The organism is Aggregatibacter sp. HK296 (assembly GCF_980469475.1).
The window spans coordinates 708007-721638 of the sequence record NZ_OZ413142.1 but is presented as its reverse complement, the minus strand read 5'-3'; the positions used below and the strand labels follow the sequence as shown (position 1 = coordinate 721638).

Annotated in this window: 8 protein-coding genes, 2 tRNA genes and 3 rRNA genes; 8 read left to right on the top strand and 5 right to left on the bottom strand. The window is 46.3% G+C overall.

Going from position 1 to position 13632, the window contains the following annotated elements; genetic code table 11:
- Nucleotides 1–109: 109 nt before the first annotated feature.
- The 8 genes from AC30SH_RS03520 to AC30SH_RS03485 all read left to right on the top strand — a co-directional run bounded on the left by AC30SH_RS03520 (nt 110) and on the right by AC30SH_RS03485 (nt 8060).
- Nucleotides 110–2017: an FTR1 family iron permease gene (locus AC30SH_RS03520; RefSeq protein WP_489582124.1), complete on the top strand. Its 1908-nt coding sequence runs from the start codon at nt 110–112 to the stop codon at nt 2015–2017.
- A gap of 42 nt (nt 2018–2059) precedes the next feature.
- The gene (locus AC30SH_RS03515) at nt 2060–2581 is read left to right on the top strand and encodes an iron transporter (RefSeq protein WP_006718557.1); all 522 of its coding nucleotides are present in this window, start codon (nt 2060–2062) and stop codon (nt 2579–2581) included.
- A gap of 129 nt (nt 2582–2710) precedes the next feature.
- Nucleotides 2711–4129, top strand: a complete 1419-nt coding sequence (locus AC30SH_RS03510; protein WP_489582123.1) for a Fe-S-containing protein — start codon at nt 2711–2713, stop codon at nt 4127–4129.
- A gap of 2 nt (nt 4130–4131) precedes the next feature.
- Nucleotides 4132–5457 (top strand): ABC transporter permease, encoded by a 1326-nt coding sequence (locus AC30SH_RS03505; protein ID WP_489582122.1) that lies wholly within the window; start codon nt 4132–4134, stop codon nt 5455–5457.
- Nucleotides 5444–6583 carry an ABC transporter permease gene (locus tag AC30SH_RS03500; RefSeq protein ID WP_109433368.1) on the top strand — a complete coding sequence of 380 codons (1140 nt, stop codon included), beginning with the start codon at nt 5444–5446 and terminating at the stop codon, nt 6581–6583. The genes AC30SH_RS03505 and AC30SH_RS03500 overlap by 14 nt, the downstream gene beginning before the upstream one ends.
- A gap of 1 nt (nt 6584) precedes the next feature.
- Nucleotides 6585–7256 carry an ABC transporter ATP-binding protein gene (locus AC30SH_RS03495; RefSeq protein ID WP_006718561.1) on the top strand — a complete coding sequence of 224 codons (672 nt, stop codon included), beginning with the start codon at nt 6585–6587 and terminating at the stop codon, nt 7254–7256.
- Nucleotides 7246–7740 carry a TlpA family protein disulfide reductase gene (locus AC30SH_RS03490; protein WP_212509735.1) on the top strand — a complete coding sequence of 165 codons (495 nt, stop codon included), beginning with the start codon at nt 7246–7248 and terminating at the stop codon, nt 7738–7740. The genes AC30SH_RS03495 and AC30SH_RS03490 overlap by 11 nt, the downstream gene beginning before the upstream one ends.
- A gap of 8 nt (nt 7741–7748) precedes the next feature.
- The gene (locus AC30SH_RS03485) at nt 7749–8060 is read left to right on the top strand and encodes a c-type cytochrome (RefSeq protein WP_048749103.1); all 312 of its coding nucleotides are present in this window, start codon (nt 7749–7751) and stop codon (nt 8058–8060) included.
- Between the two features lie 203 nt (nt 8061–8263).
- On the opposite strand, the gene rrf is transcribed toward AC30SH_RS03485, so the two are convergent.
- The 5 genes from rrf to AC30SH_RS03460 all read right to left on the bottom strand — a co-directional run bounded on the left by rrf (nt 8264) and on the right by AC30SH_RS03460 (nt 13614).
- A 5S ribosomal RNA gene (gene rrf, locus AC30SH_RS03480) occupies nt 8264–8379 on the bottom strand.
- A gap of 150 nt (nt 8380–8529) precedes the next feature.
- A 23S ribosomal RNA gene (locus AC30SH_RS03475) occupies nt 8530–11426 on the bottom strand.
- 307 nt (nt 11427–11733) lie between these two features.
- Nucleotides 11734–11809 (bottom strand) — tRNA-Ala (locus AC30SH_RS03470).
- A gap of 97 nt (nt 11810–11906) precedes the next feature.
- Nucleotides 11907–11983 (bottom strand) — tRNA-Ile (locus tag AC30SH_RS03465).
- A gap of 91 nt (nt 11984–12074) precedes the next feature.
- Nucleotides 12075–13614, bottom strand: a 16S ribosomal RNA gene (locus AC30SH_RS03460).
- Together the 16S, 23S and 5S rRNA genes with 2 tRNA genes alongside form the textbook arrangement of a ribosomal RNA operon.
- Nucleotides 13615–13632: the final 18 nt, after the last annotated feature.

The following is a 13632-nucleotide window of genomic DNA, read 5'->3' as shown; positions in this document are numbered from 1 at the left end:
TGATCTACCTCAGAGATCAAACAAGAATTTACTTGCACTAAAAATTCATTAGAGGATAATAATTCTCAATCACATCTATAGGCAAATGCAATAAATCAAGGAGATGCGCATGTGTTTTTCCCGTTGGTCTCAATCTGTTCTTTTTAGTTTTATGCTTCTGTTTTCAGCATTTACCCACGCAGAAGATAACTATCAGCAATGGGTACAAGACATTGAAAATCGATTGGATAAAACCACCGCACTTTATGCCGAAAATAAAATAGATGACGCCCGAACTGAAGTCCAAATGGCCTATTTTGAAGTATTTGAAAATCTTGAAGGCCCTATTCGTATTAACTTTTCCGCTCAAAAAAGCTATCAAATGGAAGCCACCTTTGGCGAAATTCGTAAGATGATTGGTGACGGTCTGCCACAAGAGCAAGTCAAAGCTAAAATCGACGGTCTCAAAGCCGAATTGCAAGAAGTGCTTCCTTCTTTAAAAGAGGGGCATCAACTTAACGCCTCCGCGCAACATGGCGTATATGAAAACCAAACTATCGCCCCGCATTGGCAAAAAAGCTTTAAAACTATCGATGATTTATTAGCCCAAGCCATGACGGCGTATGAAGCGAAAGATTATGCAACCGCCAAAAAACTGGTACAACAAGCGCAATACGATGGGTATAAAAATTCCGAAATGGAAATGTCCATTCGCCAAAATCGTTCCGCTGCCATTTCCGGCAACCTTAATCAACAGTTTTATGATTTAATCAAACTGAGCGAGCAACCGGATCAAATCAGCAATTTTGGTTATCAAATCACGACGTTATTACAAGACGTTGAAGAGCAACTGCCTGACTTACCAACCACCCGTGATACACAAGTGGAACAGCCGGCTAATCAAACTATCGCGGATACCACGCAGGACAAAGACTGGTCGCAGGTTAGTGCACAAGTGAATGCAGGTATTCAACAAGCCATCAGCTTGTACGAGCAAGGCGAAGCCAAAAAAGCCATGTTGGCCGTGCAAGATACCTACTTTGACATTTTTGAAAGCACTGGCATGGAAAACAAAGTGGGTTCCCGCGACAGCAATTTCAAAACCCAATTAGAAGGCTATTTCACCCGTTTGGTGAGCTTAATGAAAGCCGGCGCAGAGAAAGAAAAGTTGCAAGAACAAGCGCAAGGATTAAGCCAAGATTTGAGCAAGGCTGTAGAAATGTTACAGGGCGGAGAACAAACTGCATGGAGTATGTTCTTATACAGCTTATTAATCATCTTGCGTGAAGGCTTGGAGGCGCTATTAATCGTTGCTGCCATCGTGGCATATTTAGTAAAAAATAACCATCAGGACAAACTACCTGTCATTCGTCAATCCGTCTATGTGGCATTACTCGGTAGCCTCATTACCGCTGTGATTTTCCAACTTATTTTCTCTAATTCCGGTGCCAGCCGAGAATTGTTGGAAGGCTTCACAATGATGATTGCGGTGGTGATGTTGTTCATGATGAGTTACTGGTTGCTGTCGAAAGTGGAAGCGCAAAACTGGAAACGCTATTTGGAAGGCAAACTCTCTACCGCGCTCACCACCGGCTCGCTCGTGGGTTTGTGGCTGACCAGTTTCCTTGCCGTGTATCGTGAAGGCGCAGAAACCGTGTTGTTCTACTATGCCCTCGTTGGCGATGCACAAAGTGCGGTGGATTATTTCTATCTTTTCGGCGGTTTTTTCCTTGGCGTAATAATTCTCGCCGTGTGTTATGTTCTCATGCGCTACACCGTGGTGAAACTACCGCTTAAACCGTTCTTTATGTTCACCGGTTCATTCATGTATTTAATGGCCTTTGTGTTTGCCGGTAAAAGCGTACTGGAACTTATCGAAGGCAAATTATTTGAACCAACCTTGGTTTCCGGTATCACGGAAATCTCATGGTTGGGTATTTATCCTTATGTAGAAACATTGGTTCCGCAGGCTGTCTTGTTGGTGGCTGCTGTTTTTGCATTCATTTATATGAAGTACCAAAGCAGAAAATCTGCTTAATGTCGCACAAGCTATACTTATTCAGTTAAGGAGAAACTAAGTATGAAAAAAACATTAATCGCCACCGCACTTTTAGCAGGCATGATCACCGCACCGGCAGCCTTAGGCTTCAAAGAGTTTCCTGTCGGTGAACCGGTGACTATGAACGAAATGGAAATTGCCGCCGTGTATTTACAACCGGTTGACATGGAACCACGTGGCATGGGCTTGCCGGCAGCGAAATCCGATATTCACTTAGAAGCGGATATTCACGCCACCAAAGGCAACAAAAACGGTTTCGGTGAAGGCGAATGGATGCCTTACTTAACCATTCAATATACCTTGGTCAACAGCGACACCGGTGAAAAACAAGAAGGCACCTTCATGCCGATGGTGGCCAGCGACGGTCCTCACTATGGTGCAAACATCAAAATGATGGGCGTGGGTAACTATAAATTAACCTATCACATTGACCCGCCACCAAAAGCCGGTATGCACCGTCACACTGACGAAGAAACCGGTGTTGGCCGTTGGTGGAAACCGTTTGATGTTAACTATGAATTCAAATTCACCGGTTTGAAATAAGCCTTTCAGGTGTTAACTAAAAATAACAATAAAAACACCTTGAAATCACTCAAGGTGTTTTTTTATGCTAGAGCATAATCTCTGATCAAAAATAAGCGATATGATTCATTCACCCTTTCGGAGTAAGCTATGAACTATTTTTTTGTTTTCCTCATTCAAACCCTACTCCCTATTTCTATTTTGCTCAGTTGCAGTTGGGCGCATTACCCGAACGCCGATGCGAAAAAACTCATTTGGCTTTCTCTTTTCGGATTTTTTATCGGTAGCCTCATCTCGCTGAATTTACCTGCAACACAAAGTGCAAAACTCGCTGCTACCATTATTGCATTGTGTATTTTATTGTTTGCTTATTTCAGCCAATTTATCCATTGGCAAAAACTCAATACCCTTTGGCATATCATGTTGTCTATGCTTGCCGGACACTTATGGGCAAAAGATCCCAATATTGCGGCTATCACCGGCACAGACGTCATTAACACCGACTTTTTACTTCAATTCAGCGCGATCATTTTGGGCGTTATTTTCTGCATTATTGTCGCCGGTTGGCTATTTATTTTATTTCAACAACAAAAAACGTCCGGAAAAACGACCGCACTTTCTGTTTTCTTAACCTCCCTTTTCACGCTGTTATTGATAACCCCGTTATTTGGCGATGTTTTGTTGATTTTAATGAAACTCCAAGTGCTCGAACTTACAAAAGTGCGGTTAAGTTTTGCGGCAAAATCAGGCAATATTTCTGTCTATTTAAATTATATTAATGCGACTGTATTGGCGTTTATTGTGATCCTATTTGCGTTTAAAACACACTTACCCCGTCTTCGCCAAGTTAAGCAAGAACAAGCCCCCATTGAAAAACGCAAAGCGATTGCCGCCAAACGGACCTCCGGCAAAATTATCGGTTACGGTTTAGCCGCAATCGCTATCATCCTTCTTTCCCAACTTTATTGGGACAGAATCGCATCCCAGCCACCACAACTTTCCGAAGCCCAAAGAGTCACGTTAGACGCGGAAAACAACGTACACATTCCAATCGAACAAGTAAAAGATGGCAAATTACACCGTTTTCTTTGGGTTGCCGACGATGGCAAAGCGGTACGTTTCTTCATTATTAATCGTCTGCCCGACAAACTCAGTCTTGCTGCCGTATTCGATGCCTGCATTTTATGTGGCGACCAAGGTTATGTAATGGAAGGCAATCAAGTGGTATGCGTAGGTTGCGGCGTACGTATGTTTACCCCTTCCATCGGCAAACCGGGCGGTTGTAACCCGGTGCCGATTGATGATTGGAAACAAACGGATACGGAAGTGGTCATCAACAAGAAAAACTTGGAAGAAGGCTTGAACTATTTCAGTACGATCATTGAAATTGAAGTGGTGGATCCCGTAAATGGTAAGAAATTGACCAACACGAAAACGGAACACAAATACAACCATGAAGGCAAAACCTATTTCTTTACTGATGAAAAGAACTTAGAACTGTTCCGTGATAATCCTGAGGCCTATTTAAACCAAGCCGATGAAGCCACAACCGCCAAGGAGGAAAAATAATCATGTTAGCGCGAATGTTATTTCAATCTTGGCGTTATGGTTTAAAGCGTAAGTTTCTTGCCATTGTCACCATTTTCCTCGCTGCCGGTTTGATTTCCGCCTTGCTCGCCGTGTCCATCGACATTGGCGACAAAATGGCAAAAGAGTTGAAATCTTACGGAGCCAATATTTTGGTGGAACCGGCTAGCAGTGCCGTTTTGCCGGATGATGTCAGCGGTCGTAGCTCCCTCGCTACGCAAGATTTTTTAGATGAAAAAGAACTGCCGAATGTAAAAGACATTTTCTGGCGCAACAACATTGTGGGGTTTGCCCCCTTACTCAGCACGCAGGTGAAAGCCAGCGTGGCTAACGGCGCAGAAAACGATGTGAGCATCCTCGGGACGTTTTTTGATCATAATATTCCTGTGCCGGATGAAGAGGATTACCACACCGGGCAAAAAATCATCAGTCCTTACTGGCAAGTAGAAGGCGAATGGGTGGATGATGCTACGGATGATTTCGGTGAACAAATTCCTGCCCTACTCGGTGCCCAGCTTGCCAAACAACAGCAATGGAAAATCGGCGATGTGATTACCTTAAGTTATCAAGCGGAAGAAAACTCGTCACCACAACACATGACCACCATCGTGAAAGGTATTGTTAAAACCGGTGGCACAGAAGAACAACAACTGATTTTGCCGTTAAGTGCGGTGCAAAATTTACTTGGATTAGAAGGCAAGGTACAGGCGATTAAAGTCTCCGCGCTAACAGTGCCGGAAAATGATTTATCCCGCAAAGCCCGCGCCAACGTGGACGGCTTGGCCGCAGAGGAATATGACCGTTGGTATTGCACGGCCTACGTTTCCTCTATTTCCCATCAATTGGAAGAAGCGATTTCCGGCGCAATTGTTCGCCCTATTTGGCAAGTCGCGGCTTCCGAAGGCGTCGTCATTGAAAAAATTCAATTATTACTCGCTGTCGTCACCCTTGCCGCACTGAGTGCTGCCGCCATGGGCATAGCTTCATTAATGACTACAACCATTATCGAACGTAGTAAAGAAATTGGCTTAATGAAAGCGCTCGGCGCCTATCAATGGCAAATCGTCTTGCTGTTTTATTGCGAAGCCATCATCAGCGGCTTAATCGGTGGTATCTTAGGTTGCATTGCCGGTTGGGGCTTAGCACGTTTTATCGGTGCCACGTTATTTGGCGCACCGCTCAGTTTCGCCTGGATCGTTATCCCTTGCGTACTGGTACTTTCCGTCTTGATCGCCGTGATCGGCGCTTGGTTCCCGGCACACCGTATTGCCCGTCTTTATCCTATTGAGGTACTTTATGGCAGACAATAAACCTATCAATATGTTTTGGCGCTTGGTGTTACGCGCCTTGCGTCTGCGCTTGCAGCGGGTATTCATCATTTTTGCCGCACTCACGGTAGGCGCAAGCATTGTGACGGCAATGGCGGCAGTGTACTTCGACATCAACACTAAAATGAGCCAAGAACTGCGTACCTTCGGCGCCAATTTTTATATTGGCCCAAGCAACGGCAATTTAATCAAAGTGGATCAAGTGCAACAGATTCTTGACCAAGCACCGAAAGGCTTAATCACGGCTGCAAGCCCCTATTTATATGGCGTGACACGTAGTGATTTAGAAAAAATCGTGATAATGGGCGTGTGGTTTGAAGACATGAAAACCCTTGCGCCTTATTGGCAAATCACAGGCAATCCTATCGGGGTAAACTTCGACGAACGCAACGCTATGATCGGTAAAACTCTCGCGGAACGGCTCAATTTAAACGTAGGCGATAAACTCACGTTAAGCCTCAATTCCGTGGATAAACACCAGTTCAATATTAAAGCTATCGTAGAAGCAGGCGATGCTACCGACAATATGTTGATCGTGAGCCTCGATTTTGCACAAAACTGGTTAGAAAAAGAAAACTTGGCGACCAACGTATTGTTAAACGTCAAAAACGATCAAGGCCAAGTGGATCAATTCGCCCAACAGTTGCAACAACAGTATCCCGATTTAGACATTCACCCGATCCGCAAAGTCTCCGCCTCCGAAGGGCAAATTTTAGATAAAATCAAAGGCTTGATGGGCTTGATTTCTGTAGTGATTTTGATTTTAGCCACCCTTTGCGTGAACACCACCTTAATCGCCATTGTGGGCGAACGAGCGAAAGAGTTTGCGTTACAAAAAGCCCTTGGCGCGAAAAGTCGAGACATCATTAAACAAATCGGCGCAGAAACCTTGATTATCGCCCTTTGCGCCATTGTATGCGGCTTAATCATCGGCTACCTATTAGCACAGGTGCTCGGCTTAACCGTATTCAAAGCCTATATTGATATGCGCCTGCCGGTGCTCCCAATTACCATCACTTTATCCTTATTAGTGGCGTTTATCGCGGTTATCGTACCGACCCGCCGCGCTTTAGACATTCAAACCGCCAACGTATTGAAAGGGGAATAATATGGCTAAACCCGTCATTGAAACACAACATTTATACAAAAGATTCGGCCAAGTGACCGCACTTGAAGACATTAATATTCAAATTGCCGAGGGTGAATTCGTCTCTATCATGGGTGCCTCCGGTTCAGGTAAAACCACATTAATGAATATTCTCACCGGCTTGGATACCGCAACCGAAGGCAAAGTGATTTTAGACGGTGTGGATGCCGCACAACTGGACGAAACGGGCAGACAACGTTTCCGCGCGGAAAAAATCGGCTTGGTGTTCCAACAATTTCACCTTATCCCTTATTTAACTGCGCTTGAAAACGTGATGCTGGCGCAACATTATCACAGCGTGGTAGATGAAGCCGCCGCCAAAGCCGTATTAGATCAAGTGGGCTTGGCGCATCGGATGAATCACCGCCCAAGCCAACTTTCCGGCGGGGAACAACAACGGGTGTGCATTGCGCGCGCCTTAGTGAACCAGCCACCGGTCATTTTTGCCGACGAACCGACCGGCAACCTCGATGAGACAAATGAAAATTTGGTATTAAATTTACTCACGGAATTAAACCGGCAGGGGCGCACTATCGTCATGGTGACCCATAACCCGGACTTAGGCAAACTCACCAATCGTATTATTTATTTGCAACACGGCAAATTATTGCGTGAGGAAAAAAATGCAGGCTAATTTCCTTCGTTTTCTCGGTATAAGTGCGGTCGTTTTTTTCAGTATTTCCTGCAAGGAGGAATCCGCGCAAATCGGCCAACCCGCACCGGAAATTGCCGCCTTCGATCTGCAAGGCAATAAAGCCACCTTAAGCGACTGGCAGGGCAAAACCATGCTCATAAACTTCTGGTCAGAAACCTGCGGCGCTTGCATTGCGGAATTAAGAACCTTGCAACAATGGGCGGAAAAATACCCAAACCAAGTACAACTGATCGCCATGAATATCGACGGCGAAAAGGCCGACACACAAGCGATTGTCACCAAACGACAACTCACCTTGCCGGTGTTTAAAGATCAAATGAAAATCACTGCCGAACGTTATCAACTTGTCGGCACGCCAACCTCTTTCGTGGTTGACCCAAACGGCAAACTGATATATAAATTTGAAGGCTTGCTACCCGAAAAGGAGCTGAAACAACTCTTTACCCCAACGAAAATAAATTAAGGAAAATCATGAAAATTTACTACGCTATTCTCCCTCTTATCGCACTCAGTGCTATTTCTACCGTTCAAGCTGAAGGCAACTTAGAACACGGCAAAAAAATTTTTAACCGTTCATGTGTGCTCTGTCATGGGAAACAAGCTGAAAAATCGGCTATGGGACAATCCCAAATTATTAATACCTTCAACGAAGAAAAAATTATTAGCTCACTTCAAGATCGCAAAAGCGGAAAAATTTATGGTGGCGGCAATCACGTAAAAGAAGGGCTGAGTGATCAAGACATGCAAGATGTAGCAAGCTATATCCAAACACTCAAACAATAGTACGTTGTCTTAATATCCTAAATTCCGAAAAAGTTATAAAAAACCGCACTTTAGATAAAAATCTCAGTGCGGTTTTCTTATGGTTTATCTCAGCCATTTATAGTTTATTGTCAGTTTTCTTCTATTCTTTTTTAATACGACTAAATTCCTATGCTGTAAAAAGCAAAAACCCCCGATGCACTCACATCAGGGGTTCGTATCAGGCTTGGCGGTGACCTACTCTCACATGGGGATGCCCCACACTACCATCGGCATTACGGCGTTTCACTTCTGAGTTCGGTATGGAGTCAGGTGGGCCCACCGCACTATCGCCGCCAATATTCTTTATGATTTCTATCTCTTCTTATTCGCGTCTTCTTAATCTAAAAACAAGCCTTCTCTCAACTCTCTCTTCTACGTCCATTCTCTTAACTGTTATCCTTCCAACTCGCTCATGTCCAGGGTAACCCCAAAAACACTTGAGCGTTGTATGGCTAAGCCTCTCGGGCAATTAGTATGCGTTAGCTCAATGTATCACTACACTTACACACCGCACCTATCTACGTCTTAGTCTTAAACAACCCTTACACACTTAATGTGTGGGAGAACTCATCTCTTGGCAAGTTTCGTGCTTAGATGCTTTCAGCACTTATCTCTTCCGCATGTAGCTACCCAGCAATGCCTCTGGCGAGACAACTGGAACACCAGTGATGCGTCCACTCCGGTCCTCTCGTACTAGGAGCAGCCCCAATCAATTCTCCAACGCCCACGGCAGATAGGGACCGAACTGTCTCACGACGTTCTAAACCCAGCTCGCGTACCACTTTAAATGGCGAACAGCCATACCCTTGGGACCTACTTCAGCCCCAGGATGTGATGAGCCGACATCGAGGTGCCAAACACCGCCGTCGATATGAACTCTTGGGCGGTATCAGCCTGTTATCCCCGGAGTACCTTTTATCCGTTGAGCGATGGCCCTTCCATGCAGAACCACCGGATCACTATGACCTACTTTCGTACCTGCTCGACTTGTCTGTCTCGCAGTTAAGCTTGCTTATACCATTGCACTAACCTCACGATGTCCGACCGTGATTAGCAAACCTTCGTGCTCCTCCGTTACTCTTTGGGAGGAGACCGCCCCAGTCAAACTACCCACCAGACACTGTCCGAGACCACGTTTCGTAATCTTCGTTAGAACATCAAACGTTAAAGGGTGGTATTTCAAGGACGACTCCATAATCACTGGCGTGACTACTTCAAAGTCTCCCACCTATCCTACACATCAAAATTCAATGTTCAGTGTCAAGCTATAGTAAAGGTTCACGGGGTCTTTCCGTCTAGCCGCGGGTACACCGCATCTTCACGGCGATTTCAATTTCACTGAGTCTCGGGTGGAGACAGCCTGGCCATCATTATGCCATTCGTGCAGGTCGGAACTTACCCGACAAGGAATTTCGCTACCTTAGGACCGTTATAGTTACGGCCGCCGTTTACTGGGGCTTCGATCAGGAGCTTCTCTTTCGATTACACCATCAATTAACCTTCCAGCACCGGGCAGGCATCACACCCTATACGTCCACTTTCGTGTTTGCAGAGTGCTGTGTTTTTAATAAACAGTTGCAGCCAGCTGGTATCTTCGACCGGTTCAACCTTCGCCCGCAAGGGACTACAATCTACGCCGGCGCACCTTCTCCCGAAGTTACGGTGCTATTTTGCCTAGTTCCTTCACCCGAGTTCTCTCAAGCGCCTGAGTATTCTCTACCTGACCACCTGTGTCGGTTTTCAGTACGGTTTAGATAAACCTGAAGCTTAGTGGCTTTTCCTGGAAGTGTGGTATCAGTTACTTCAGCTCCGTAGAGCCTCGTCATCATCTCTCAGTGTTAAGGAAGTCCGGATTTGCCTAAACTTCCCACCTACCAACTTAAACGTGCATATCCAACAGCACGCTAACCTAACCTACTCCGTCCCCACATCGCAGTTTATCCAAGTACGGGAATATTAACCCGTTTCCCATCGACTACGCTTTTCAGCCTCGCCTTAGGGGCCGACTCACCCTGCCCCGATTAACGTTGGACAGGAACCCTTGGTCTTCCGGCGAACGGGTTTTTCACCCGTTTTATCGTTACTTATGTCAGCATTCGCACTTGTGATACGTCCAACAGCCCTCTCGAACCATCTTCATCCGCTTACACAACGCTCCCCTACCCAACAGACTTACGTCTGATGCCGCAGCTTCGGTGCTATATTTGAGCCCCGTTACATCTTCCGCGCAGGCCGACTCGACTAGTGAGCTATTACGCTTTCTTTAAATGATGGCTGCTTCTAAGCCAACATCCTAGCTGTCTAAGCCTTCCCACTTCGTTTCCCACTTAATATAGACTTTGGGACCTTAGCTGGCGGTCTGGGTTGTTTCCCTCTCCACGACGGACGTTAGCACCCGCCGTGTGTCTCCTGAGTATCACTCTTTGGTATTCGTAGTTTGCATCGGGTTGGTAATCCGGGATGGACCCCTAGCCGAAACAGTGCTCTACCCCCAAAGGTGTCCGCTCAAGGCTCTACCTAAATAGATTTCGGGGAGAACCAGCTATCTCCCGGTTTGATTGGCCTTTCACCCCCAGCCACAAGTCATCCGCTAATTTTTCAACATTAGTCGGTTCGGTCCTCCAGTTAGTGTTACCCAACCTTCAACCTGCCCATGGCTAGATCACCGGGTTTCGGGTCTATACCTTGCAACTAGCCGCCCAGTTAAGACTCGGTTTCCCTTCGGCTCCCCTATTCGGTTAACCTCGCTACAAAATATAAGTCGCTGACCCATTATACAAAAGGTACGCAGTCACCCTTTCGGGCTCCCACTGCTTGTACGTACAAGGTTTCAGGTTCTATTTCACTCCCCTCACCGGGGTTCTTTTCGCCTTTCCTTCACAGTACTGGTTCACTATCGGTCAATCAGGAGTATTTAGCCTTGGAGGATGGTCCCCCCATCTTCAAACAGGATATCACGTGTCCCGCCCTACTTGTCGTTAGCTCAGTACCACAAAAGTATTTTCGAGTACGGGATTATCACCCTCTACGATTCGGCTTCCCAGCCAATTCCTCTAATACTTCCGCTATCACTAACAGGCTCCTTCGCTTTCGCTCGCCGCTACTCACAAAATCTCGGTTGATTTCTTTTCCTCGGGGTACTTAGATGTTTCAGTTCTCCCGGTTCGCCTCATTATCCTATGGATTCAGATAATGATAGTAGGTTCTTCACCCACTGGGTTTCCCCATTCGGACATCTTGGATTAAACGCCTCTTATCGACTCATCCAAGCTTTTCGCAGATTAGCACGTCCTTCTTCGCCTCTGATTGCCAAGGCATCCACCTTGTACGCTTTGTCACTTAACCATACAACCTCAAGTATTCTTACCTTATTATTTAAATAATATTAAACAACAACTTTCAAACACTTCAGCTACGATTAATAACAGTTAATTAAGAGCAATCGCCTTTTATCAATCACTCTCACTCAGACTTTCTTGAAAGTCTCGTTTTCAGCTTGTTTCCAGATTTTTAAAGAACAGATAAAACAATGTAAGTTAACTTACTTACCATCATCATAGTTAAATTCATTTTAACTAACACAACACAATATTTAATACCATCAAATAAAATGATAAAAAATATACTTCAATAAACTTAACTATGACGATATTGGTGGAGATAAGCGGGATCGAACCGCTGACCTCCTGCGTGCAAGGCAGGCGCTCTCCCAGCTGAGCTATATCCCCAATCACATCCCTTGGCTTTCACTCACACATAGTGGCTTGATATGTTTAAAATTAGTTAATGTAATAAAAACTAATCTACCAAACTCACCAGTCTAAGTGGTGGGTCTGAGTGGACTTGAACCACCGACCTCACCCTTATCAGGGGTGCGCTCTAACCACCTGAGCTACAGACCCAATAGGATTTTGTCTTCGATATTGTTGTTCTTTCCTTGTCTACAACCATCAAACAAACTGTGTGAACACTTAAAGTCGAGTCTATCTTTGGTAAGGAGGTGATCCAACCGCAGGTTCCCCTACGGTTACCTTGTTACGACTTCACCCCAGTCATGAATCATACCGTGGTAAACGCCCCCCCGAAGGTTAAGCTATCTACTTCTGGTACAACCCACTCCCATGGTGTGACGGGCGGTGTGTACAAGGCCCGGGAACGTATTCACCGCGACATTCTGATTCGCGATTACTAGCGATTCCGACTTCATGGAGTCGAGTTGCAGACTCCAATCCGGACTTAGACGTACTTTGTGAGATTCACTCCACCTCGCGGCTTCGTCGCCCTCTGTATACGCCATTGTAGCACGTGTGTAGCCCTACTCGTAAGGGCCATGATGACTTGACGTCATCCCCACCTTCCTCCGGTTTATCACCGGCAGTCTCCTTTGAGTTCCCGACCAAATCGCTGGCAACAAAGGATAAGGGTTGCGCTCGTTGCGGGACTTAACCCAACATTTCACAACACGAGCTGACGACAGCCATGCAGCACCTGTCTCATGGTTCCCGAAGGCACTCTCATATCTCTACAAGATTCCATGGATGTCAAGAGTAGGTAAGGTTCTTCGCGTTGCATCGAATTAAACCACATGCTCCACCGCTTGTGCGGGCCCCCGTCAATTCATTTGAGTTTTAACCTTGCGGCCGTACTCCCCAGGCGGTCGATTTATCACGTTAGCTTCGGGCACCAAGCTTAAAGCCCAATCCCCAAATCGACAGCGTTTACAGCGTGGACTACCAGGGTATCTAATCCTGTTTGCTCCCCACGCTTTCGCACATGAGCGTCAGTACATTCCCAAGGGGCTGCCTTCGCCTTCGGTATTCCTCCACATCTCTACGCATTTCACCGCTACACGTGGAATTCTACCCCTCCCTAAAGTACTCTAGACTCCCAGTCTGAAATGCAATTCCCAGGTTAAGCCCGGGGATTTCACACCTCACTTAAAAGTCCGCCTGCGTGCCCTTTACGCCCAGTTATTCCGATTAACGCTCGCACCCTCCGTATTACCGCGGCTGCTGGCACGGAGTTAGCCGGTGCTTCTTCTGTATTTAACGTCAATTTGTCGTGCTATTAACACAACAACCTTCCTCAATACCGAAAGAACTTTACAACCCGAAGGCCTTCTTCATTCACGCGGCATGGCTGCGTCAGGGTTGCCCCCATTGCGCAATATTCCCCACTGCTGCCTCCCGTAGGAGTCCGGGCCGTGTCTCAGTCCCGGTGTGGCTGGTCATCCTCTCAGACCAGCTAGAGATCGTCGGCTTGGTAGGCTATTACCCCACCAACTACCTAATCCCACTTGGGCTCATCCTATGGCATGCGGCCTTGCGGTCCCGCACTTTCGTCTCTCGACTCTACGCGGTATTAGCGACAGTTTCCCGTCGTTATCCCCCTCCATAAGCCAGATTCCCAAGCATTACTCACCCGTCCGCCACTCGTCAGCAAGAAAGCAAGCTTTCTCCTGTTACCGTTCGACTTGCATGTGTTAAGCCTGCCGCCAGCGTTCAATCTGAGCCATGATCAAACTCTTCAGTTCAAAAAGTTTAATCGCTCA